This window comes from Flavobacterium sp. LC2016-12 (assembly GCF_015351595.1).
Taxonomy (GTDB): Bacteria; Bacteroidota; Bacteroidia; order Flavobacteriales; family Flavobacteriaceae; genus Flavobacterium.
On sequence record NZ_JADKPT010000008.1, the window covers coordinates 122,164 to 147,419 of the forward strand.

The following is a 25,256-nucleotide window of genomic DNA, read 5'->3' on the forward strand; positions in this document are numbered from 1 at the left end:
TTATATTTGCTGCTCTTAAATCTTCACATTAAGAACTAAATGAAATTACCTTTGTATTATGTGTGCGGTATCGGAAACGACCGTAAACGCTGTCGTAGGTGTTAGGAACACTAACATGCAAGGGTTTTATTATTCCTAATTTAAAGATATTATGAGTACAAACACACTTTCGAAAGAAGCCGAAACCAGGCTGATGAATTTTTTCAACAAAACAATAGAGCCAGAAACTATGGCTAAGACATTACGACAAGTAAATTACATACTCGCTTTAGGCATTATGAGAGAACATGAAACGCTTCAAAACGAAATTGGCAATTTAGAAAACGGCTATTATTGGCTCAATGAATTAGCCGAAATTTTAAATCCTTATTTGGATAAGGAATAGAATTTTCTTTAGAATTTGAATAAAATAAAAAACCTCGATTTTAAAATCGAGGTCTTTTTGTTTTAGGTTTTGTTTGTTGTGTTCACGATAGGAATGCTCGCGCTAGCGCGAACTGGATCTTTCATTCACTGCATTTTGGAAAATGTATTCTCCCTAGTCCACTATCAAAGAAAAGTTCGCTATGGAAAGATTTAATAGATTAGAAGAAATAGATCGTATTAAGATCTTTTTGAAACTCCGGAATTTATAAAGAAACGAATAAACAAAACTGGCCTTTTCCTTATGCAGAAGTTTATATAAATCGTGAGATCAGTAGTTAATATCCCGAAATGGAAGCGGCTCATATACGAGCCGCTTTTGCGGAGAGTACAGGATTCGAACCTGCGGAAGATATAAAACCCCCTCCTGATTATCAATCAGGTGCCTTAAGCCACTCGAGCCAACTCCAAAAAAACAACAAGTTCCTTTCTTGGAAGTGGTATGGTACAAAGGTACGCTAATGTTAAAATTAAATCAATATATCATTATAGAAAGAATTTATATTGATATAATCTTAGTAAATAATTTTAAATTTCATAAGCATTATGCCAAGCTATAAATTCATCGAGGCTAGTAATGTTTCCAAGATTTGGTTTTCTTTTTGAGGAGCCTTGTCCCTTTTTTATTCCATAATCTACACTAAGAACACCATCGTCAGTTAAATTAACAAGATACTCTCTCTCTCCTGCCTCACCGAATCGAAAATCTTCTGAAATAGATCTACCTAGGTTTCGGTCTTGTTTCTTATTATATCCCAGCTTTATTAAATCTTGTTTAGTTATCATATTTTTTTTTAATGTTATTGTGTAACAAAAATATAGAAAAATAAATGTATGGAAATCCGTAAACGAAAATAAAAACAACTATATACCTTTATCGTTGAAAATAATGATCATTAAATATCAAAATAAGTTAGTAAGTACGATCTTGAAATGGATTTAAAACACAGAGAAATTGATCGAAAATATAAAAGTAAAATTTATGTTTTGCACTTAGCATTGGTTATTTTTAGCAGTATTTACTTATTTTTATTATGTTTGTTTCAACTAAAACTAACCAATGACTATAACAGAATTAATACAAAGTACAATTGATTCATCCAAAGAACGCTTAAAGACGCCTATTGTTGGATCTTTCATCTGTTCTTTTATCATTTTTAATTGGAGACCAATAGTAATACTAATATTTTCGGATGAAAAAATTGAAAATAGATTAAAAGGTGTTGATTTTTACTTTAACACATGGTACTGGACAGTACTAGCAATAACAGTTCCTATTCTAATGGTTGGTGTATACACTTTTTTAATTCCAATGCTGATGGTGTGGGTTGACGAAAAGCTTGAACCGACAAAAGAAAAAAGAATTAAGCGGGTATATAAATCAAAGCAATTTGTTATAAAAGAAAAAATCACTCTCGCAATAGTTGAACTAGATTTAAAAAACGCGGAGTCTGGTAATAGAGAAAAACAAGACTTCATCGATAGGATAAAATTTTTGGAAGATTCAAAAGAACAACTAGAGGAATCGAAAAGACAAATGGAAATTGCTAATAAAAATTCAATTGATCAACTAAACGCAAAATTAAAAGAAGCAAATATAAATAATGAAAATCTAGTGTCTAATATTCAGGAATATAAATATATTGATCCTGAAAAAATTCGAGAAAGCTTAGGAATTGGAAAAGAATTTCATAAATATTCAAATGAAACAATCCTAAAAGCAATGTCAGAAGGAATCTTCGCAAATTGGCAGTTAGATCAACTTTTCTCAATATCTGATTTAAACAAGACTGAAAATAATATAATCGACTCAACTTGGATTGATGACGCATTCTTAAAAGATTTAATAGAGCTACAAATTCTTAGCAAAAACGATAAAGGGATTTATCAAATTTCAGACCACGGAGAAGATTTTATCGAGTATGTAAAAAAGAAAAATTCAAAATATTATCAGAATTTTAGATTTAAACACAACCTCTAAAAATAATAACTATGCAAATTGAAATAATTACTCCAAATGCAACGCAACTAAGAGAACAAATTTTTAAAGCTGTTAAAAATGGTAGTTTAGAAACTTGGAAGATTGCACAATCAGAAGATGATAAATATTTATTGACACCAGTTGGCGCACAATTTTATAATAACATTCTTCTCAGATTTGAGGTATTACCTTTTAGTAAAAATCTAACAATACATCCAACACACTGGAGAACACAAGAACAATCTTCGGATGCATTGATCGCTATTGTACTAGGAATGATTACTGCCGCTCTATTAACGCATTTTAGCACAGACTTTACAAGACTTGAAACAAAATGAAAATAATAAGAAACAACAATTTATAAATGATGAAAACAAATACATGACTGTAGCAGATCTAATAAAAAGCATAATTGATACTTCAAAGGAGCGAATCAAAACGCCGATTACAGGTGCCTTCGTTTTCTCTTTTATCATTTATAATTGGCGACCAATATCTATTTTGTTTTCAGACTTAAAGATTCAAGAAAGAATTGAACTTATAGATGGTTATCTTGATGTATGGTCACTAGTATATCCAATATTGATGGCTCTTGTAATTACAATTATAGTTCCTTTTTTCATGTGGGGTATTGATTCGATTCTAATTTATGCAAAGAAAAAAAGGCTTGAAAAGAATTATGAAAATAGAACTAATGTTCTTGCGGAAAAAATTAAAATTGCTACCAAAGTTTTAGAGTTAAAAAATGCCGAATCGGGTAATAAGGAGAAACAAGATCTTTTAGATCAGATAAATTATTTGGAGTCCTCACAAAATCAATTGAAAACATTACACAAAAATGAAATTGATCAAATCAATTTGTCTTTACAACAAGCGAATGATTCATTGCATATGTCAGTACGAGAGAATGAACAAAATTTAAAAGTGCTCAATGATTTAAGAGCAACAGTTGTTATAGCAAATGGTAGAAAGAAAGAACTAGAGGATAAAGGTCGCCAGTTGTATAAAGAGATGGCTCCAAGACAACGTCAAAATTTTGAAGCTGTCATCAATCAAAAAGGTGAAGTGGATACGTTAGTTTTGGATGCCGAAGACACAAAAGAATTAGCTGATCTACTTTTAATTGAAGGTGATATTACTAAAACTAAGTGGATCCTTACCGATTTAGGACAAGAAGTATACATTTATATGCTCTTTAAGAAATATTAAATATTGAAATATTCTCCTGCTGGGCCGAACTTGTGGCTCGTGTCATTTAATATCAATTAATTCGATACCAACTTGATGTCAATATTTCAATCTAAAATATCCATTTATAAATCTAAACAATCACTTTACTTATACCTGATTTCATTCTTATAAAAACTAATCCCTAGCCCCGATGGGAGGGAAAATCCTTTTGTGCCGGGGTTCGGCACAAAAGATTGGAAGGAACAGCGGGAAATAGCTTCTAATTAAAATTCCAAGCTTTAAAATTCCAAATTCCAACTTTTTATTGGAAACTGCCAATCTTTGTCGAGCTACTTGCGGGGATTTGCTTCGCCAGTCGCTATCGCTCGAGTCTCCTTCGTCGAAATGACAAAAATGAGAAAACTTTGCACGCTTAATTCCAAAGCTTGGAACAAAATACTTTGCGACTTTGCGACTCTGAGAGATTAATTCACAACCTTAAAATGAAAATTTCTTTTGAATCGACCCAATCCTACATTACAGAATTTAGTTTTTATAAGAATATTGTTTTTTATTAAATATTTTCTTTCTTTGCGAGCACGAACGAGACAATAGTTTTTAATCTAATAAATACCTAATTCTATGAGACATTTTTGTATACTATTTTTCATTTTTCTTTCAGCATTTAAATCAATTGCTCAAAAAGTTAATATTCAAATTATTACGAAGAATAATGATACAATAAAAGACTATAAAATTGATGCTAATTATTCATTTGAAAATACGATGGTTCTCGACTTAGAAAATAAATTGAAAGTTTACGATACGAATGATAAAAAGAAGGAATTTCTCCCAAACGAGCTTAAATCGTTTAATTTTATGAATGCCGATAAACATGTTGAATTTATTAGTATTGAAGATAAAGTATTTGGATTATTGATGTACTCAAATAAGCTTAAATTGCTGAAAGTAATAAAACCAGGTTATACCAAAGTGAATTTTTATGTAGTTATAAGACCCAACAATGGTAAAATATCATACATGGAAGCAATGGGGTTGAGTAGACTTATTTCGAAAAAAGTTATTACTCGTGAGATTTCCGATTGTCCAGTCATACTTGAAAAAGTAGAAAATAAGACTTTAAAAATTAATGGTGAAGAAGGAGTAATTGAATTAGTAAAAACTTACGAATCGGATTGTTTTTGAATGTAATCGAATTTTCTTTTTATTTAAAACAGCCAATCTTTGTAGAGCTTCTAGTGTGATTTCGCATGACTCGAAATGACATAAAATGAGAAAAATTTGCACGCTTAATTCACAGTTTGAAGTGAAAAACTTTGCGACTTTGCTCCCGATAGCTATCGGGATTGCGCGAATATTTCTGCGGCATTAAATAAAAAACTTAGCCAATCTTTGTAGAGCTACTTGCAGGGATTTTTCCTTCGCCGAAATGACAAACTGTACGTGTACATTCAGAATACTAGGTATCGAAAGACAAAAAAATAAAAACCTTTGCGAACCTCCGCGCTATCTTAGCGAATCTCTGTGAAACTTCCAAAACCTTCCAAAACCTCCCAACCTTACGAAAACAAAAAGAGGGCGGTACCGATAGCACCGCCCTCTTAGGCAAATTTTAATTTACATTTTAAAACCAAATCTAATTTTAAAATGCCGCAATGAATTGCGTACAGTTTTTGGTAATCACTAAACAGAAAGCAAAACGCAGGTTATTCGTTTATGATATCGCCTTCCTTAGTTTCTTCGCTGGCAATTTTTACCAGTTTGTCTTTGCGATTTAAGTCGCCAAATATTTCGATTTTATCGTCTATTTCTCTTCCTCTTTTTACATTGACTCTTGTGGCTTTGTGATCGATTACTTTTATTACAAAAGTACCTTCAGCAGAACTCACCAAAGCCGTTTTCGGAATTACGAACGTGCTGTCTTTCGCGTTAAGCGGTAACAAAACTTCGGCTACCATTCCGGGTAATAAATCTTTTTTAGTGTTGTGAACATCCATTTCTACACGTTCTGAACGCAGTTTTAAATCTAAAGCACCAGACATTCTGGTGATTTTTGCTGTAAAAGGTTCAGGTAATGATTTTACGTTAAAAGTCATTTCGTCGCCGGTGTGTAAATATCCGGTGTACAATTCCGGAACAGAAACCGCCAAACGCAATTTATCCTGTTGCTGAATCGTCAGTAAAGGCAAGTCTGAACCTTTTCCTGCCGGACCAACAAATGTTCCTAAATTCACGTTTCTTGCTGCTACAACACCATCAAACGGAGCACGAATCTCCAAATAACCTCTCATAATCGAAACTTCTTTGTGTCCTGCAACCGCAGCCTGATATTGTGCGTAATCAGAATTTTTCTTTCCGCTGGCCATTTCTAAATCATTTTTAGAAATTGTTCCTTCTACTTTGCTGGTTTCGTACAAACGGTTGTAGGTACTTTTGCTGGTCGCGTAAATAGCTTCCATCGATTTCAGTCTTGATTCGGCTGCAGCCAGTTGCGAACTGATTTCAGGTGCTTCTAAAACGATCAAAAGTTGTCCTTTTTTTACTTTTGTACCAATATCAACTTTAAGTAATTTCACGAAACTGCTCACTTTAGCATACAAATCTACTTGTTGAAAACCGGTTAATTCGGCTGGTAAACGCAATTCGGTTGTTAGTTTTTCTTTTTCTAACAGAAACGTTTCTGTTTTAGGTTCCAATTCTGCAACAGGCGCTTCTTCTTTCTTAGAATTACAGCTAGTTAGAAGAAATACGGCTACAAAAAATAATGCGGTCGATTGTATAATTTTATTTTTCATTTTTTTGATTTAATGATGAGATATAATGGATGCTTTCTTCGTCTTCAGGATCTAAAGAAACCGATTGTGTCGTTGTATGTTCTTGTGCCCACGCAAAAATTAACGGTAAAATTAATAAAACTGCAAACGTTGAGAACATTAATCCGCCAATAACCGCTCTTCCTAACGGAGAAACTTGATCGCCACCTTCGCCGTGACCAATTGCCATTGGCAACATTCCGGCAATCATCGCTACCGAAGTCATGATAATCGGACGAAGACGCAACGCCGCAGCTTCACGAGCCGACTCTAAAGCGTTTCCGTTTATTTTGCGCAATTGCTCGGCATTGGTAACCAATAAAACGGCATTCGCGATCGAAACTCCAACCGACATAATGATTCCCATATACGATTGTAAGTTTAGGGTTGAACCTGTAATGGTCAGCATTAATAACGCTCCTAAAACCACCGCCGGAACGGTTGTTAAAATAACCAGCGAAACCTTGAACGACTGGAAATTAGCGGCTAACATTAAGAAGATTACAAAAATGGCAACCAATAATCCTACTTGTAAACTACTTAATGTTTCTTCCAATACTTTACTTAAACCGATAGGAGAAATGAACAAACCACGTGGCAGTTCTCCTAATGAGCTTATTGTTGCAGCTACATCCTTACTAGCCGTCCCCAAATCGGTCTGGTAGATGTTTGCTGTAACGGTAATGTATGGCATAGCCCCTAAATTGTCATTTTCACCGCTTACAAAGCCGGGTGTAATTTTGGCAACGTCACTTAAAACAGGACGAAGCGAGTTTTTCAATACCGGAATTTCTCCAATATCTGTTTTACTTTTCATTTGGTTTAACGGAACCTGAACCTGAACGTTGTACGACAATCCGGCTCTTTCGTCGACCCATGTATTTTTCTCTGTATATCTGGAAGATGAGGTCGAAGCCACAAGCGATCTCGAAATATCATTCATATCAACTCCTAATTCGGCAGCACGGGTTCTGTCAATATCAATATTCATCGCTGGATAATGAATTGGCTGACCAATTTGCACGTCTCTGAAATAGGCTATTTTCTGAAGTTTTTCTACAATTTTGTTGGCGTACAACTCATTTCGTTTTTTGTCTTTTCCGGCAATACGAACTTCAATTGGAGTAGGAGAGCCCTGGCTCAAAACTTTGTCCGTTAATTCGATTGGCTCAAATGATAGTTTCACATCTGGTAATACTTTTTTGATTCGGGCTCTGAAATCGTCTTTGAACTCATCCATATCCGTGTGATATTCTTTCAAACTCACCTGAAATACCGCTTCGTGCGAACCGGCCATGAACAAATAAATTGGGTTAATCGAGAACAACGACGGGTGCTGACCTACGTATACAGAAGATATTCCGATATGTTCTTTACCAACCATTTTTTGCAATTCTTTCAAAACGATAACTGCTTTTTCTTCGGTACGTTCTAAACGGGTTCCGTCGGGAGCACGCATTCTTAGCTGAAACTGACTTGAATTTACTTTAGGGAAAACATCTTTTCCGATAAATGTAATAAAGGTAACAGCTAAAATTGTTGCAGAAACAAGATAGATCAAAGCAGCTGCTTTTTTGAATGGAAACAAGCGATCTAAAGTTCTCATGAATCGGATTCTGAAGCGCTCGAAAGCGCCTATTTTTCCGTTTCCATCTGTATCAGTTCTTTCAACGTAATCTTTTTTCTGAGTGATCAATTGTTTCTCAGATTCAGGAGTTAATCCACATTTATTAAATTCCGCTTCATCATCTGTAATATTCGGATCGTGTTCGTGTTTGGCATGGTCTTTCATCAACCAGTTCGCCATTACGGGAACAAAGGTTTGTGAAAGTAAAAATGAAATTACCATTGAGAATCCAATTGCCAATGCCAACGGCAGGAACAACGCTCCGGGAATACCAACCATCGTAAATGCTGGCGCAAATACGGCCAAAATACAAAGTAAGATCAATAATTTAGGCAACGCAATTTCCTGACAGGCGTCCCAGATAGCGAGTGCCTTGGGTTTTCCCATGTCGAGATGCTGGTGAATATTTTCAATGGTTACGGTACTTTCATCCACCAAAATTCCAATTGCCAAAGCCAATCCGCTTAAAGACATTAAATTGATGGTTTGCCCGAATAATTTCAGGAATAAAACTCCGGAAATAATCGAAATTGGAATGGTTAAGATTACGATCAAAGCCGCACGTCTGTCTCCAAGGAAAAGTAAAACCATTAATCCGGTTAAAACCGCACCAATAATTCCTTCTGTAATTAAACTTTTAACCGAGTTGATTACATAAACCGACTGGTCAAATTCGTATGATAATTTTACATCTTCCGGAAGTGTACTTTGGATTTTAGGCAATTCAGACTTTAATTTCTGAACCACATCCCAGGTCGAAGCGTCTCCGGCTTTTGCAATACTGATGTAAACCGAACGTTTTCCGTTTACCAATGCATAACCTGCTGTAATATCGGCACCATCTTTTACAGTTGCCACATCGCCTAACTTTAAGTTTTGAACGCTTCCTTTAAACAACGGAATGTTTTCAAAATCTTTAACTTCTTTAATTGTATTATTTGTTGGTGTAATATAATTGATATCGCCCATTCTAACGTTTCCGGATGGAGCCGTCTGGTTGTTGATACGAATTGCTTCAACAATTTGATCCGGCGTCATATTGTGCGAACGCAACAAATCCGGATCTACGTTAACCTCGATTGTTCTTGGGCTTCCGCCGAAAGGTGCCGGCGATAATAAACCGGGAATTGAAGTAAACGAAGCACGAACATAAACGTTGGCTAAATCCTGTAATTCATTGTTTGATCTGATTTTACTGCTCAAAACCAATTGCCCAATTGGCAACGAAGAAGCATCAAAACGAATAATAAACGGAGGCTGTGTGCCCGGAGGAAAAGCCGCCTGGATTCTGTTGGAAAGTGAACTCAGCTCGGCAGCTGCCTGAGCCATATTCGTGTTTTCATAATAGGTTAATTTCATAATCATTAACCCCTGAATATTTTTGGTTTCAACCGATTTTACACCGTTTGCAAAGGGTAAAATGTTGACATAAGTCTTAGCGAAATAAGCCTCCATTTGGTCTGGTGTGTAACCTCCAAAAGGGTGCGCAATATAAATTACCGGCAAATTCATTTTTGGTAAAATATCTACCTTAATGTCCTTGATGGCACCAATTCCGAAGAAAAATAAACCAGCCACCATAACTAATATGGAGATGGGTTTGCGGAGTGCAAAACGTATTAAATTCATTAGGATCTATAATTAAAATTCATTTATAAATAAGTCAAAATTGCCTGATGCGGCTACTTTTAGCAAATACGATTGCCACACATTGTTGTTGACGATATCACGGTCAATTTCGGCACGGTTTAACGTAAACATCGTTTGTGTCAAATCCGTTAAATCGGTTAAGCCGTTTTTGTATAAAGTCGATTTTTGCAGATACGCTTTTTGAGCTGCGTTGACCTGAATAGGAGCTTCGGCAAAATTCTCGAGCGTGATTTTTATTTTATCTTCTGCAAAACTCATTTGCGATTTTAATTCTCTGTCCGCCTGATTGTATTCTTCTTTCAAAGCCTGAGAAACGAATTTTTGAGCGCTTACTTGTCTGCTCATTCTGAATGGAGTAGTCAAGTTCCAGCTAATCCCAACTCCAACCAAATAATTAGAACGATCCGGATTTACACCATCCCAGTAATTTCTGGTGAAAGCCGTCTGGTCCTGAACATAATTCGTATCAAAACCAGAAGCACGGGTTTGTAAAACGCCAAATGCACTCATCGTGGGATAATAAAAACGCTTGTATAGTTTCGTTTGCTGATCGCTGTAATCGATTCTTGTTTTGTAATATTGAAGTAACGGATGAAGACTATCAGTTGTTTTTTCGGCTGTCAAAATCGCTTTCGGAATCTGATTCACAAACAAAGTATCTGTTTTGAAATCCTGTGGCGCAACGCCCATTAAATCAACCAGTTTATTGTTTTGTTCCTTAACGAAATTACGAGCCAGATTCAAAGCAATTTTAGCTTTTGAAACTTCGGCTGTAGCCAATGTAGAATCGACTCCCGCCAATAATCCGTTTTTAACACGCGCAACAGCTGTCTTCTTGAAAACTTCTGCGCGGCTTAAATTCTTTTGCTGAGAGATCAGTAATCTTTGGCTTGCCAGTAAATTCAAATAAGCAGCAGAAATTTTGATTTCCTGTTGAAACATTTCCTGTTGCAAATCGCGTTCTTTGGCCTGAACATCGACTTTAGCCAAATTGATTTTTTCTTTTGCTTTTCCGAAAGTGAAAAAGTCCCAGTTCATATTGACTAAGTAAAGAGCTCCAAAAGCAGAGTTCCAATTTTGATTAGGTAAAGCGGGACCTGAAGAAGCGGCGGCCAAACCATTTAATCCGTAAAGAGCACCATTTTGCCCATTGATGGTTCCGTAATCTTGTTGAGCAGATAAGTTCAGATTCGGTAAGTAATCGCGTTTGGATTGTTTCAGCGTCTCGCGCGAGGCATTGGTGTAATTGCTTTTTGCCCGGATAGAACCGTAGTTTTCAAGACCTGTTTTTACTGCTTCTTTTAAAGACAAGGTTTGTGAATAACCAATTGAGGCAAAAATCAAGAAAAATAATAAAGTAATTTTTTTGAAATACATAAAACTCAAAGTGTGAAATTATGTCCCAAAATTATTTCTCTTATGCGGATATAAGCGTTCTTAAATGATGTAATGCGATTAAAAATGACCAATTGAATTTGTCATTTATTGGGAATAATAATTAAATATTTGTGGTTAATTTGTAAACTATTTGAAAATTAAAATGAATAAAAAGTTTGATAACATCTTGGATAACAAATGGTGGCAGGAAATTGCCGTCGTCGCGTTTTCCTTTACCATATATACTTTAAAAAACGACTGGATGTTATTTAGTTCACTTACATCAGTCTTAATGGGCATATTTTTCTATTGCATATTATACATGCACGCCCAGTTCAATCGTTTTTTTTTGCTGCCGATATTATTCAAAACCCGTCGTCCTTTAACTTATATTTTTTTAACGCTTTTTGGAGTGTTCGTGTTTTCGGTCATTTTGTATGAGATCACAATGCTTGATATGTTCAGCAATTGCCGCTTGTATCAGAACTCGCATCAAAGAAGTTATGTGTACCAATTGGCGAGTGTTTTAGGGACTTTGGTTTGTATTTTGAGTCCGATTATTGTTTTTAAATTCTACAGAATTCACAGAAAACAAACCGATGAAACGTTGTTGTTCAACCAAATGCAATTGAATTCTTTAAAAGGACAATTGAACCCGCATTTTTTATTCAATACTTTCAATACACTTTACGGAATCAGTTTAGAATTTCCGGAAAGAACACCGGATTTGATTATGAAAGTGTCGCAATTAATGCGTTATCAGCTGGAAAGCAATAACAAACAATGCGTATCTTTAGAAGAGGAACTGCAATTTATAAACAGTTACGTACAGCTTGAAAAAGAAAGAGTAGGGTACCGTTGCGAGATTACATACGATTGTAAAATTGACAATGAAAATGCTTATAAAGTGTCGCCAATGTTGTTGATTGCTTTTATAGAAAATGCCTTTAAACACGGAACCTGCGCTATTGAAAAATGTTTTGTGAGAATCATTGTTACAGTAGAAAACGGTTTGTTGCATTTGCATGTGGTGAACTCCATTCCGACGAAAAAGACCGATGTAGTTTCGACTAAAATTGGTTTAAAAAATACGATTGAACGTTTGAATTTAATTTATGGGAAAGACTATAAATTAGATATTCAGGATGATAAAAATACCTATATCGTTGATTTGAAATTGCAACTCAAAAAGTTTCTTTAATGAAAGACCCAAAGAAATGTATAATTGTGGATGATGAGCGGGCAGCGCATTATGTGCTGGCGAACTACATCAAACAAAACCCGCAATTAGAATTGGTTTTTCAGGGCTATAATGGAATTGAGGCGATGGATTATTTGCGTGAAAATCACGTTGATTTAATGTTTTTGGATATTAATATGCCGGAGATTTCAGGTATGGAATTATTGAAGATTATTCCAACGCATCCTAAAACTATTTTAACCACAGCCTATTCTGAATTTGCTTTGGAAAGTTATGATTACGGTGTAATTGATTATTTGCTGAAACCCATTTATTTTCCGAGATTCCTGAAAGCAGTTGACCGATTTTTTTCAACAGAAAATGCAAAAGCCAAGGAAGAGGAAGTAGCTGTAAATTCGATCAGCGTAAAAGTGGATGGTTATTTTATGAATATAGAATTGGACCAGCTTTTATTCGCACAGAGTTTTGGAAATTATGTGAAACTGCACACGATCAAAAGAACGTATCTGGCCTCCATAACCACAAGCGAATTAGAAAAATGCCTTCCGGAAAAAAGCTTTATGCGCATTCATAAATCGTATATCGTGGCTTTGGATAAAATTGATGCAACGGAAAAAGATTTTGTAATTATTAAAAACGAAAAACTCCCAATTGGGATTACATATAAAAGGGAATTGTCTGATCGAATTAAAAAGTAGTGAAATGCCAGCTGTTAGATGCAAGAAGCAAGAGACAAGATTTTAGATGCAAGAAGCAAGATGCAAGATGGATGACGTAAAATGTAAGATTTAAAATTCACAACTCATAATTCACAATTCACAATTCAAAAAAAGATTGCTTACTAATTCAGTTATTTAAGAAAAAGCCTGTAGAAGATTAATTTCTTTGCAGGCTTTTTTGATTGATGTGATGGCCATTTTTTAATGTTTATTTAAAGGTGTATTTATGCTTTTTTAAAATAAAGTTTTGTCTGAAAAATATCTTTAAAATCTATTTTTTCTTGCCTAAAAAGTAGTACTTTTAATACGCTAAATTGAGCGTGATTAATTTAAAAGTTGAAATCATGAAAAATGTACTTATTGCTGTTTTCTTTTTATGCAGCGGTTTTTTGATGGCGCAGGAAGGAACTAATATGAAAGAGAAAATAACGCCACCGGAGAAAGTTTTATTTACTTTTCAGAAAGAATATCCGAATAAAGTACCTGTTTGGGCAATGGAATATGTTGGAGATGATAATGATGAAGTTCGTTACGAAGCGAAATTCAAAACCGATACCAATCAGGAAGCGCTTGCCGTTTACGACAATTTAGGTGTTTTAAAAGCATATGAATTGCAAATTCCTTTAAGTCAATTGCCGCCAAAAGCACAAGCTTACTTAAAGAAAAATTATGCACCAAATGCTATTCGCGAAATTGCCGTTGTGGTAGATTATAAAAGCAAAACGACTTATGAAGTAGGAGTCGAGAAAACTGGAAAATTTTATGATGTTGTTTTCGATAAAAATGGAGGTTTTGATGTTACCATCGAGAAGAATTAAAATACGTTTGCTTACTAATTCAATTATATTTTAAAAGACAAACCTGATAGAGATTAAAAAATCTATCGGGTTTTGTTTTTTATAACTATAACGAAACCTAACAGGTTTTTAAAACCTGTTAGGTTTGCCACTGAAAATTACAACATCATTCCCCCAGAAACCTCAATACGCTGTGCGTTTACCCAACGTGCCTCTTCGGTACATAAAAAAGCGACAACACCGCCAATATCGTCTGGTAAACCAACTCTTCCTAATGCGGTTACTGAAGCAATTTGTTGGTTCATTTGCTCATTGTCACGAACAACTCCTCCGCCAAAATCAGTTTCGATGGCACCTGGAGCTACAACATTGGCTCTGATTTTTCTTTCACCTAATTCTTTTGCCTGATATTTGGTTAAAGTTTCGATAGCGCCTTTCATTGAAGCATAAGCCGCATAACCCGGGAAAGAGAATCTTGCCAATCCTGTAGAAATATTTACGATTCCACCTCCGTCATTCATTACGTTCAATGCTTTCTGCGTTAAGAAAAATGGACCTTTAAACTGAATATTTGTCAATTGATCAAATTCGGCTTCTGTTGTTCCAATAAATGAATTATGAATTCCGATTCCGGCGTTGTTTACTAGAAAATCGAATTTATCAGTTTTAAAAGTGCTTTTCAATACTTCAGAAACACTTCCGAAGAAAGAATCAAAAGTACCTGAATCTGCAACATTTAATTGAAGCGAAGCTGCCTTTTGACCTAAGTTTTCGATTTCTTTTACCACTGAATCAGCTTCTTCTTTTTTGCTGTTGTAGGTAATGATGACATCAATTCCTTTTTTTGCAATTGCAATTGCCATGTTTTTTCCTAAACCTCTGCTGCCGCCTGTTACTAAAGCGATTTTTGTATTTATTGCCATTTTGTTTTAGATTTTAGATTGTTGATTTTAGAATATAGAATATAGAATATAGAATATAGATTGTTGATGATTTAAAATATTGCCACAGATTAAAGGATTAAATGGATTTAAAAAATCTGGTCAATCTGTCTGATCTGCGGGAGGTAATTATCTATGTTTCTATGTGTTTAAAAATATAGCCATAGATTTTTAATTTTTAATTCTCAATTTTTAGTTAATTCCCGTGTAACGCCTCAAATGATGCTTTTAATTCCGGAATACTTGCATTTAGTCTAGTTTCACTGGTGCCGAAAGTCAGTTCGTTTTTTCCGTTTTTTAATTGTTCGAAAATCGAAACAATAAAATCAGCCACGCTTGGATGTGCATTATGAAGTCCAACTCCACCCAAATCGGTATTCAATGCTGGCGGAATAATTTCAATCACTTCAATATTTTTTGCTTTTAAAATATGACGAAGCGAAAGTGTAAACGAACGGAAAAAAGCTTTTGTAGCCGAATAAACCGGAACTTTTGCAAATGGCGAAAAAGCCAATCCTGAAGTTACATTCATTACAGTTGTAAGCGATTTTAACTGAATAAATAAAGAAGTTAAATGAAGTGGAGCTTCGATATTAGTGCTAATCTCTGTTTTCATGCTTTCATAAAAATCAGCATCGGTAACAGAAACCCATTTTTGAATTCCGGCATTGTTGATTAGTACATTTAAATCCGGGTAATTTTGGGCAATCCATTCGTAAAGTGCGATGCGCTCTTTTTCATCTGATAAGTCACATACTTTTGTAATTACGGTTGGAAATTTTGCTTTAACTTCATTTAAAACAGATTCTCTTCTTCCGCAGATAATTACAGTATTATTTTCATGAATAAAACGCTCGGTCAGGCCAAGTCCAATTCCGCTTGCGCCGCCTGTTATTAAAATTTTGTTGTTTGCTAAGTTCATCTTTTTGATCTTTTAAATTGATAAGACAAAGGTAGGAGCAAAGCAGAGCTGGGGAATTGTAAATTTCAAATAGAAGTTTGCAAAATTCAAATCAGGGAAGGTTTAAATTTCAATTTAAAAATTCCAAATTCCAAAAGCAAAGTTAAGTCATTGCGAGGAACGAAGCAATCTCACTTGCTATATCAGCTATAAAGTTTGCCGGCGTGTAATTGAACGCTGATGACGCGGGTTCGCTTTGCGAAGACGCAGATTGTCGCGGATTTTTTTAGGAACTAATGCATACTAATCTAAAATTCCCAATTTTCAAAACCTGAAACTTGAAACTTGAAACAAAAATCAACTTCTAAAAGCTAAAGGCGTGAACGAAGTTTGTTTTTTAAAGAAGTTAGAAAAATGTGCCAGTTCTTCAAAACCTAAAGAAAAAGCGATTTCAGAAATGTTCCAATCCGTTTGTTTTAAAAGGATTTTGGCTTCGTTTATTAGACGTGTGCTGATTAATTCGGTTGTGGTTTTTCCAGTATTTTCTTTTAAAACCTTATTTAAATGATTGACGTGAACCGATAATCTTTCAGCGAAATCCTTTGCAGTTCTAAGTTCTAATCGTTGATGTGGCGATTCAATTGGAAATTGTCTTTCTAATAATTCTGCAAATAAAGAAGAAACTCTTGCTGCCGAATTATGTTTAGAATAAAGTGCGGTTATAGGCTGTAATTTTTGCCCAAAGTGAATTAACTCTGCCACATAATTCCGAATCAAATCATATTTATAGATATAATCAGAGTTGATTTCTTTTTGTATTTTATTGAAAATCAATTCTACTTCGGTTACTTCTTCATCAGTCAATTGAAAAATCGGATAACCGTCAGAGGCAAATATTGGAAGATCGTCCAAATCGATTCCGCTTTTGTTTTTGGATAAAAATTCACTTGTAAAAACACAAAACTGACCCGATTGATTGGTGTCTTGCGGTAAATAATTATATGGAATTTTTGGCGTTGCAAATAAAAGTCCCTGCTTTTCGATGTCGATTATCTTATCAGCGTATTCCGCGCGATTCTTTCCTCTAATTAAACTGATTTTATAATAAGCCCTTCTGTCATAAGGCATACCTGGCTTGTCTTTGAGTCTTTCATAAAGTTCTTTGATGTCAAATACATTAAAATGACCAATTTCTTTTTTGATGTCGTTGGGTAATAATGAACTTGGTTCGACTGAAGAACCTTCGCTAATATCCTGGTAAAATGAATCTAAGGATTTCATAGGTGTGAATTGTAAAATTCAAATATACGAAAAATAGATTTTAGTTTCAGGTTTCAGGTTTTTCTTGTTTCAGGTTGCTTTACTTTGTCGTTATTAAACCGCAATCCCGATAGCTATCGGGATTGCGGTTAGAAAAGGCTACCCTGAATTAATTCCGGCTGAGGATTATTACCAAAAGGGAACGTTTCTAAGACAAAATATTGTTTTTTGAGCGGATCAAATTCTCTTAAGATAATGGCATCACATAAAAATTCCATATTAATTTTAGTGAATAAATCACGAGCAATTTGGATGTTTTCGGGTGTTAGGTTTCTTCCTATTGAAATATGCGGATCGTCGCTTCTGTCTTTACTGGGAATAAGAAGTGCTTCCTGAATTTTTTTCATCATAGGCTTTAAATTTATTTTAGAGTCTTCACTTGGAGATATGAAGAAAGCCCGACTTTCCTCATAAGCATCAAAATGATCTAAATAAATTTGAACAGGTGTTAAAGTATCAGCAATTTTAGAAAGCTTTTGTCTATATTTTTCAAGCTGATTTTCATCTGCTTTAAACCCGCCAATTGTAATATGCGCAACAGAATTGCAGCTGCCGTACCATTCAATTATATTGAATAATTCTAGTTTTAGTTTTTTGATTATCTCAATTCCATCTTCTGAAGGATGAAAAACAACTGAATATTTCTTTTCCATTATATAAAAAACGACTTTATAATTTCAGGATCGGGAGCGTAATTGTGCTGTTACTATACCATTTTATTTCTAATGGATCTTTAGCATCGGTCATGTCTTCAAAACTTACATCTTTACCTGAACCGTAATTCACTTCCCAATTTGGATTTTTATTAACGCCCAAAACGATAACAATTGAACTTCCTTTTTGTAATTCTTTCGAAGTTATAAAAGTGTGATTAATATCGATAGTCTCTATTTTGTTTGGTACTAATAGTTGTCTTTTTGTTCTGTCTTTTGCTAAACTGGCTCTTTGTATGTTGTTGCTTAAAGCAAAATATTGGCCTTTCGCCGTTTTTTCATAAAGTTGTAACTCAACATCAATGTCTTTTTTATTACTGCTTATTTTTAAGGAAGCTTTTAATGAGCCACTTATAATTACAGGTTCGGAAACCGGATCACTTTCAAAAACTAATAAGTGTTTTTCAGGCTTAAAAATAGAATCACTAACATTAGGAAATCCATTTACGTAATTGTCGTTGTAAATATTAATTTCTGAACGATCTTTAAAGTCAACAATCTGATTAATAGAGGTTGTTTTTTTGGGAACTATTTTTTGCAAAGAATATTTAGTGTCTTTGCCGCTAAGATAAAAAGTAAGATTCTGATTGTGCATTTTATCTAACGACGGAACGCTTTTCCATTCGTTTTTACCCATGATTTCAAAGTTTACTTTATCTTTTAAAATATCCGGACGTTTTGCACCTTTTAGGATATAATCAAACCACTGGAAAATAATAGCATTAATTGGAATATTTGCTGCTTCATCTATCACATAGCCTCCTAATTCTTTTTTTGGATATCCTTGCGAACCTCCATGATCATAAGGTCCAATTATTAAATAATAATTGTTCGTTTTATTGTATTTCTGATATTGATTGTAATAGTACATAGCGCCAAGCTGATCGTCATCATAATATCCTGTAGTGCTTAAAATAGGAATATTGATGTTGGCAAAAGCTTCTTTTTGAGGAGTCATATTTTGCCAGTAAGCATCATATGTTGGATGATCTAACCATCTATGAAACAACGGAGAAGGATTACCTTCGACTTGATCTAACGTTCTAAAACTGCTGCCATTTTTATAATATTGAGAAAAAACTTCATCCCATTTTTTATTGTTTTGAAAATCACCGAGATCGGTTAATTTATTATTGGCAACGAGGTGAATCCATCTTAAAGCGTAACTCATAAAAATACCATTTTGCATAGGAAAGTCAACTCCTGCACCAACAGATACTAAAGGAACAATTGTTTTTAAGGCTGGATGCACTTTTTTCATAGCACTCCATTGTGCGAATCCCAGATAACTTCCGCCATATAATCCAATTTTTCCATTGCACCAGGGTTGTTTGCTAACCCACTCCAGAATGTAATAAGCATCATCGCCGTCGTGTTCGTAAGGCTCAATAGGATCATTACTTAAATTTTTACCTCTTGTATTAGCAATAAAACCTACATAGCCCATATTGGCTATCTCTTTGCATTGACTTAGCTCATTTCCAGCATAGATGTTATATTTCATTACCACTGGTTGTGGCTCGGATATATTTCTATATCTGACCATAGTACCAGAAATTGTGCTTTTGTTTGGTAATGTAATAATGATGTTTTTATCGATTATATAAGTGTCTGCTTCTATTTTTTGAATTATTTTACTTGCAATAGAAAGCGTTTTGCTGTAAATAAAATAACGTGAATAATGACGGCATAATACTGCTGCATCTTCTATGCTAATACTATCACTTTTTTGAGCGGATTGTAGCTGTGATTCAAAATTGGTTTTCATTTCGTCCAATTTTATTTCGTAATAACTCTCTGCCCAAGTTTTTCCATCCTTATCAAAGCTGTTGTATAACTTGTAAAATTCAGCCGTGTAAGTATTTTCAAAATCTGAATTTGATTTAGGTGCTTTTGAAATGGTTCTGGCATACGTTTTATAAATAAATCCCATAGGTCTATTTACGATGCTGTCACCTAGTATTTCTTGTGAGTAGGTAACAAAATTTTGCTCCATATCTTTGTAATCTCCAGCAACAAATTGTATTCTGGCATAGCTGTCTAAAAATGTTCCTTTGCCTGTGTTTTTATAGATCGGTAATATTTTTTTTGCCAGGAGAGGCATATTTTTACTAATACTAATACTATCGCTGAATTGAGTTTTATCGAAATATATTTTTTGTGAAGTTGCTATTTGAAAGGAGAAACAAATCAGTAGTATTAGGATATTTTTCGTCATGCCTGGAAATTATTTTTGAGGTTTTGGTTTAAATTTGTCTTCTCAAAAATAGTTTAAATTTCTTATAAAACGGGTAAAGGTTTTAATTGTATTTAAAATTTAAATTGTGCCGTCAACGCTGCATAAAAATAATCTTTACGTCTAGGATGGATTGGAATCCATCCCTACAAAATATATAGAATCTACGATTCTTTAACATCAGAATTTAAACTGCGCCGTCAACGCTGCATAAAAATAATCTTTCGCCTATAGGATGGATTGAAATCCATCCCTACAAAATATATAGAATCTACGATTCTTTAACATCAGAATTTAAACTGAGCAGTCAAAGCTGCATAAAAATAATCTTTTCCAGTTCCAACCTCTTTTAAAAAGGAACCAGCATTAAACCAACCCGATTCTAATGTAAAACCCAGGAAATCATTCGCAGTATAATCCAAATTAGTAATCAATTGAGAACCTATAAAACGCTCTGTAGTATCTTTTCCAGAATATAAAAGCTGCATATTAGGTGCATATAAACCATCACTTAAAGTCTCCCTCCAAAATATATCATAATCAAAACCGAGGCTGAATTTTTGGCTTAATTCCAAACTGATGGAAGGGTGGATGTCAATTAAATTCGAAGGGCCAATTAATGCAACCAATCCAAAATAAGCACCTCTTGGATATAACGGATTGAAAGTTTGCAAATGATTGTCATCTGAATGTTTATCTCCGGAAATAATCTCTGTTTTCAAACCAATTTCAGGTTTGAATTTTATTTCTGAAAAAGTATAACAGGCAAAAGAAGAGATCGTCCAGGCGGAGATGGATTGCTGATCTATGTTTCCGAATTGATATAATCCTTCTAAATCATATTTCCAGTTTCCTTTATTTTTCCAAATTCGGGTTCCGATAGACTGACGGTTTTCTTCTCCGATGGCATTATCAAAAACGGCTCTTTTTTTCCATAATCCCAAATAATAGAAATCAATGTTCTGGATAAATGGCACTTTATGGATTACCGTATAACTTCCCCAGAATTGTGCATTTTCATTAAAACCGTCATTAAAAGTTCCGGTTTTATTGGCGACTGGATGCGTGTAAAATGCATCGGTTTGCCAATTGTTTTTGTTATAAAATAATTTGACCGCATCAAAAGCAAGACGACTGTTTGGGCCTTCGCGAACGGCAATTAAACGCTGAGAGCCATATGACATTTCCTGTCTTCCTGAACGCAAGGTCAATCGTTCGTTTTCATTGTGAATAAAATCAATATCGAGAAAAGCCTGATGGATATCTAATTCATTTTCATCAACAGGACTTGGATCAATTTTACTGTTCGCTAAACTACTTTGTAGCTCCACAAAAGTTCTGAAAGCGCCTAAATGAACATCAGCATGAAGCAGGTATCTGGAAAGTAAATAGCCATCGCCTTCATCGGATTCATCACCCCATTTGTCGTTTACGGTGTAAGTATATTGCAGTCTTGCTTCACCGCCAATAGTAGCGTAATATTTACTGTTTTGGCCAAGCGGAATGTATTTGATTTTTTCGTACCAATTTCTGGTAGAATCTTTCAGATAAGTCAAATCATCGTCATATCGCAGCTTTTGGAATGCCATTTTCTGCTGTGCATTTGCGGAATAAAAGAATCCCAAAAGCAGCAATAATCGGAATATAATTTTCATGTGATTTAATTTTTTTGATAACCTCCAAAATAATTTACCGGACTCCATTCTGGAATTGCTTTAGGAATCGGATTCGCAAATGTTCTAAAGTCATTATCAGCATAAACTACTTTACCGTTTACGACAGTCAGTTTTGATTCTATGTTTAAGATTTTCTCTTCAGAAGTATTGAAATAATCATCCGAAAGGATTACAAAATCGGCCAAATTATTGGCTTTAAGCATACCACGATCTTTTTCTAAATTGATCAATTGTGCACTTCCGTAAGTGAATAATTTTAAAGCTGCGGTTCTGTCCTGAATATTTTCATCCAGCATATATTTTGTACCGCCTAAAGTTTTTCCTGTTGTCAGCCAATATAAACCTACCCACGGATTGTAGCTGGCAACACGGGTTCCGTCGGTCCCCATTCCGACTTTAATTCCCATTTCGAGTATCTTTTTAAGCGGAACCGTGTTTGCTGCAGCCGTTTTTCCATATCTTTTTATAAAACTTTCACCTTGATACGCCATTCTATGCTGAATCGCCAAACCTCCGTTTAAAGCTTTGATTCTTTTTAAATTTTCAACGGAAACCGTTTCTCCGTGATCAAAAAACCATAAGAGTCCGTTTAAAGGGGTTTCTTTATTAATGTCTTCAATTACATTTAAAAATCGGGTAATGCTTTCGTTATAAGTGGCGTGAATTCTAAACGGCCATCTGTTTTTGACCAATAATGATAAAACGGATTTTAATTGTCCTTCCATTGCCGGACTTAATTCTGGTCTTGGTTTATCGAAATTTTCAAAATCTCCGGCACTCATTACCAGGTTTTCTCCGGCGCCTTGTGCATGATATTCTACTTTATCGTCGTCATGGTCATCGCAACCTTCGCCAATTTCAACAGTGCTGACCCATTTGGTATAATCGTTTAATTCGCTTCCAGCTTTTTGAGCAAATAAATAATAAGGCATTCTTACTGTTAGATCACTTTCTTTGCATAAACCATTTGTTACACCATAATCGTCAGGAAAATTTTGGAATCCGCCTCCGGCATCGATAATTGCTGTTACACCAAGACGATTCATTTCGGACATAAATTGTTTGGTTGAATTTATTTTTTCGTCAGAAGTTAATTCCGGAAGTTTAGAAAGGGTAGAGTATAAGATGAAGGCATTTGGTTCTGCCACTAATAATCCGGTTGGATTTCCGGCAGCATCTTTTTCAACCAGTCCACCATTTGGATTTGGTGTATTGGCATCAATTTTTAGGGCTTCCAAACCTGCTTTATTCAAATAAGCATGTCCGTATAAATGCAAAACAAAAGTAGGAACGTCGCCTGTGGCTTCATTTATTTCTTCTAATGTCGGCAACCTTTTTTCTTCAAACTGATAAGCATTCCAACCTCCAACAACACGAACCCATTGTCCTTTTGGTGTTCTTTGAGCCTGTTCTTTTAGCATTGCCAGAGCTCTTTTAAGGGAACGAACGCCGTCCCAGCGTAATTCGGTATTAAAAAATCTTCCTCCTCGAATAATGTGCATGTGAGAATCAAATATCCCTGGAATAATTACTTTTCCTTTTGCATCAATTATCGTGGTTTTTTTGTTTTTTAATTTTAAGATTTCATTGTTTTTTCCTGTTTTCAGGATTTTTCCATCGGCAACAGCCATAGCTTCCACAATAGTATTTTTATCATCTAATGTATGAATAACGGCATGATGAACGATAAGTGTGGCACTTTTGCCTTGAGCGAAAATAGGCAGGTAAAGAATTATAAGTAATGCTGATAGTAAGGCATTTGGTTTCATAATAGTGGTTTTATATTTAAGTTTTGGAGAAAAAAGGCTGTAACTTAAAACAGCCTTTTTTAGGTAACCAACCAAGAACAATTCTATGAATTAATGTTTAAGCATTTCGTGTGCATATTGAACACCAACACCGTAAGCTCCACCATATTTTTTAACTAAATCGGTAACGGCTACATAAGTTTCCTGACGTGCCCAGTCACGTTGTAATTCTAATAAATATTGTAATGAAGTGATTGGGTGAGCGCCAGCCTGAACCATACGGGTTACGGCCATTTCGTGTGCTTCTTTAGAAACGTCACCGCTTGCATCTGTAATTACGTAAACATCATAACCTTCGTTAATTGCAGATAGAGCAGGTCCAACAATACAAACGCTTGTCCATAAACCGCCAAAAACGATTTTCTTTTTACCTGCTGCAATAATCGCTTTGCGTGCTGGAGCATCTTCCCAAGTATTCATTGTGGTACGGTCAATATAATTAGACGTTTTTTGTGGGTAGAATTCCTCAATTTCTCTGAAAACAGGTCCGCTGAATGATTTTTCTGCAACAGTTGTTACGACAGTTGGAACTTTGAATATTTTTGATGCTCCGGCTACAAGAGCGGTATTGTTTCTAAGCTGATCGATTGGAATGTTGCTTACTGCAAAGGCCATTTGGCTTTCGTAATCTATTAAAACTAAAGTATGATTTGTTGGGTCTAATAACGCTGGACTTGGTTTTTGAGCGAATCCAATAAATGCTACTAATACTAAAACTGCTGTAAGGATTAATTTTTTCATGGTAATGTAATTTTGTGTGTTAATAAAAGGTTTTTTAAATTTATATTCATTTCGATTTTCGGTTTATCGCGTTCAAAAGCAGTGCCTTGTTTGTAAGGCGTTGATTTGTAACGAATTTTTAAAAAAAGGCAATAATGATTTTAACGATATATCGTCAATGGTTAGGCGATCTTCGTAAATGTTTCAATAAAAAAGTATTGGTGTGAAAAATTTGGGTACCTAAATTTTTCCTTTAAGATGTAATCTGTGTTGTATTTCTGATTTTAATAAACCGCTTCCTCCGCCAAAATGCTCAATTACTTCGACATCGGGCTGTTGTTTTAAACAAAAAGAAGTAAACTCTTTTTCGACATGATCTTCGATTCCGGAACTCAGCAGAACAATGTCTATTTTGTTGTTTAGAAAATATTCCTGAGCAGCATTTTCATCGCTGAAACCTACTGCATTCCAGTCTTCGTAAGCATTGACCAAGCGAAGTAAAATCTCCAGTATTGGTTCGTTTTTTCCGAGTATTAAGAATTCAAATATTTTCATTTTTTTCATTTTAAAGGTTCTAAGATACTAAGGTTCTGAGGCACTAGGTTTTCTTTTCATCTGTTGATAAAGTGTCTAATTTACTTTACAAATTTATTTCATAAATTCCTGTTTCAACTTAATCTAGGACAAGAAAAAAACTTATTGTCTTAGTGACTTAGTTTAGCAACTTTAAGAACTAATTTCCTTCACAAATGTATTTCTTAATTCCTAAATTGAACTTAATCTAGAATAAGAAAGGTTCTAACTTTCTAAGGCTCTGAGCAACTAAGTTTTTCTTTTCAGTTGTTAATAGAACTTCTAGTTTACTTTACAAATGTATTTCATAATTTTCAAGTTGAACTTAATCTAGAATATGAAAGGTTCTAAGATTCTAAGCTTTTATCTTAGCTTTAAACAGCGTTTCAAATTTATTTTACAAATTTATCATGTAAAATCTCTTTTTAACTTAATCTACAATAAGAAAGATTTTGAGGTTGTAAGTTCTTAAGTTTTTTTTATAATAAAATTTCTAAATCTTAGCATCTCAGTTCCTTAGCATCTTAGAAACTCTCAATACAGTAATTACGTAACTTAAACGAACACAGTAAATTGAAAAAACAGAAAA

At 34.6% G+C, this 25,256-nt stretch carries 21 protein-coding genes and 1 tRNA gene; 8 read left to right on the forward strand and 14 right to left on the reverse strand.

Annotated features, from left to right (window positions below; genetic code table 11):
* Positions 1-151: 151 nt before the first annotated feature.
* Entirely contained in the window at positions 152-385 is a 234-nt protein-coding gene (locus IRZ99_RS14145; RefSeq protein WP_194657885.1) for a hypothetical protein, read from the forward strand.
* A 360-nt stretch (positions 386-745) separates the two neighbouring features.
* On the opposite strand, the gene IRZ99_RS14150 is transcribed toward IRZ99_RS14145, so the two are convergent.
* Positions 746-832 (reverse strand) — tRNA-Ile (locus IRZ99_RS14150).
* Between the two features lie 119 nt (positions 833-951).
* Entirely contained in the window at positions 952-1,209 is a 258-nt protein-coding gene (locus IRZ99_RS14155) for a hypothetical protein (protein ID WP_194657886.1), read from the reverse strand.
* 274 nt (positions 1,210-1,483) lie between these two features.
* Here IRZ99_RS14155 and IRZ99_RS14160 point away from each other — a divergent pair, with 274 nt between their 5' ends.
* From IRZ99_RS14160 to IRZ99_RS14175, 4 genes are all read left to right on the forward strand, one after another.
* Positions 1,484-2,404: a hypothetical protein gene (locus IRZ99_RS14160; RefSeq protein WP_194657887.1), complete on the forward strand. Its 921-nt coding sequence runs from the start codon at positions 1,484-1,486 to the stop codon at positions 2,402-2,404.
* An 11-nt stretch (positions 2,405-2,415) separates the two neighbouring features.
* Positions 2,416-2,742, forward strand: coding sequence for a hypothetical protein (locus IRZ99_RS14165; RefSeq protein WP_194657888.1), 327 nt, complete (start codon positions 2,416-2,418; stop codon positions 2,740-2,742).
* Entirely contained in the window at positions 2,729-3,613 is an 885-nt protein-coding gene (locus tag IRZ99_RS14170; protein WP_194657889.1) for a hypothetical protein, read from the forward strand. Before IRZ99_RS14165 ends, IRZ99_RS14170 begins: the two co-directional genes overlap by 14 nt.
* A 603-nt stretch (positions 3,614-4,216) precedes the next feature.
* Entirely contained in the window at positions 4,217-4,780 is a 564-nt protein-coding gene (locus IRZ99_RS14175) for a hypothetical protein (protein ID WP_194657890.1), read from the forward strand.
* A 521-nt stretch (positions 4,781-5,301) separates the two neighbouring features.
* Here IRZ99_RS14175 and IRZ99_RS14180 read toward each other — a convergent pair.
* From IRZ99_RS14180 to IRZ99_RS14190, 3 genes are read right to left on the reverse strand one after another with little or no spacing between them, the layout of a single operon-like run.
* A complete protein-coding gene (locus IRZ99_RS14180; protein WP_194657891.1) occupies positions 5,302-6,390 on the reverse strand; it encodes an efflux RND transporter periplasmic adaptor subunit in 1,089 nt (362 codons plus the stop codon).
* Positions 6,380-9,664: an efflux RND transporter permease subunit gene (locus IRZ99_RS14185; RefSeq protein ID WP_194657892.1), complete on the reverse strand. Its 3,285-nt coding sequence runs from the start codon at positions 9,662-9,664 to the stop codon at positions 6,380-6,382. The genes IRZ99_RS14180 and IRZ99_RS14185 overlap by 11 nt, the downstream gene beginning before the upstream one ends.
* Positions 9,665-9,676: 12 nt before the next feature.
* A complete protein-coding gene (locus IRZ99_RS14190) occupies positions 9,677-11,062 on the reverse strand; it encodes a TolC family protein (RefSeq protein WP_194657893.1) in 1,386 nt (461 codons plus the stop codon).
* A 163-nt stretch (positions 11,063-11,225) separates the two neighbouring features.
* Here IRZ99_RS14190 and IRZ99_RS14195 point away from each other — a divergent pair, with 163 nt between their 5' ends.
* From IRZ99_RS14195 to IRZ99_RS14205, 3 genes are all read left to right on the forward strand, one after another.
* Entirely contained in the window at positions 11,226-12,263 is a 1,038-nt protein-coding gene (locus IRZ99_RS14195) for a sensor histidine kinase (protein ID WP_194657894.1), read from the forward strand.
* Positions 12,263-12,961 carry a LytTR family DNA-binding domain-containing protein gene (locus IRZ99_RS14200; protein WP_194657895.1) on the forward strand — a complete coding sequence of 233 codons (699 nt, stop codon included), beginning with the start codon at positions 12,263-12,265 and terminating at the stop codon, positions 12,959-12,961. Before IRZ99_RS14195 ends, IRZ99_RS14200 begins: the two co-directional genes overlap by 1 nt.
* A gap of 365 nt (positions 12,962-13,326) precedes the next feature.
* Complete coding sequence (locus IRZ99_RS14205; protein WP_194657896.1) at positions 13,327-13,800, forward strand: hypothetical protein; 474 nt, start codon at positions 13,327-13,329, stop codon at positions 13,798-13,800.
* Between the two features lie 137 nt (positions 13,801-13,937).
* Here IRZ99_RS14205 and IRZ99_RS14210 read toward each other — a convergent pair whose 3' ends face one another.
* From IRZ99_RS14210 to IRZ99_RS14250, 9 genes are all read right to left on the reverse strand, one after another.
* Positions 13,938-14,702, reverse strand: coding sequence for an SDR family NAD(P)-dependent oxidoreductase (locus IRZ99_RS14210; protein ID WP_194657897.1), 765 nt, complete (start codon positions 14,700-14,702; stop codon positions 13,938-13,940).
* Between the two features lie 214 nt (positions 14,703-14,916).
* Positions 14,917-15,642 (reverse strand): SDR family oxidoreductase, encoded by a 726-nt coding sequence (locus tag IRZ99_RS14215; RefSeq protein WP_194657898.1) that lies wholly within the window; start codon positions 15,640-15,642, stop codon positions 14,917-14,919.
* 336 nt (positions 15,643-15,978) lie between these two features.
* Positions 15,979-16,902: an AraC family transcriptional regulator gene (locus IRZ99_RS14220; RefSeq protein ID WP_194657899.1), complete on the reverse strand. Its 924-nt coding sequence runs from the start codon at positions 16,900-16,902 to the stop codon at positions 15,979-15,981.
* A gap of 128 nt (positions 16,903-17,030) precedes the next feature.
* Positions 17,031-17,594, reverse strand: a complete 564-nt coding sequence (locus IRZ99_RS14225; protein WP_194657900.1) for a 2'-5' RNA ligase family protein — start codon at positions 17,592-17,594, stop codon at positions 17,031-17,033.
* 16 nt (positions 17,595-17,610) lie between these two features.
* Positions 17,611-19,758, reverse strand: coding sequence for a CocE/NonD family hydrolase (locus tag IRZ99_RS14230; protein WP_194657901.1), 2,148 nt, complete (start codon positions 19,756-19,758; stop codon positions 17,611-17,613).
* 419 nt (positions 19,759-20,177) lie between these two features.
* The gene (locus IRZ99_RS14235) at positions 20,178-21,545 is read right to left on the reverse strand and encodes an alginate export family protein (protein WP_194657902.1); all 1,368 of its coding nucleotides are present in this window, start codon (positions 21,543-21,545) and stop codon (positions 20,178-20,180) included.
* A 5-nt stretch (positions 21,546-21,550) separates the two neighbouring features.
* Complete coding sequence (locus tag IRZ99_RS14240) at positions 21,551-23,335, reverse strand: amidohydrolase (RefSeq protein WP_194657903.1); 1,785 nt, start codon at positions 23,333-23,335, stop codon at positions 21,551-21,553.
* 90 nt (positions 23,336-23,425) lie between these two features.
* Positions 23,426-24,115, reverse strand: coding sequence for a hydrolase (locus tag IRZ99_RS14245; RefSeq protein WP_194657904.1), 690 nt, complete (start codon positions 24,113-24,115; stop codon positions 23,426-23,428).
* Positions 24,116-24,334: 219 nt separating this feature from the next.
* Positions 24,335-24,649: a hypothetical protein gene (locus IRZ99_RS14250; RefSeq protein ID WP_072973695.1), complete on the reverse strand. Its 315-nt coding sequence runs from the start codon at positions 24,647-24,649 to the stop codon at positions 24,335-24,337.
* Between the last annotated feature and the right edge of the window lie 607 nt (positions 24,650-25,256).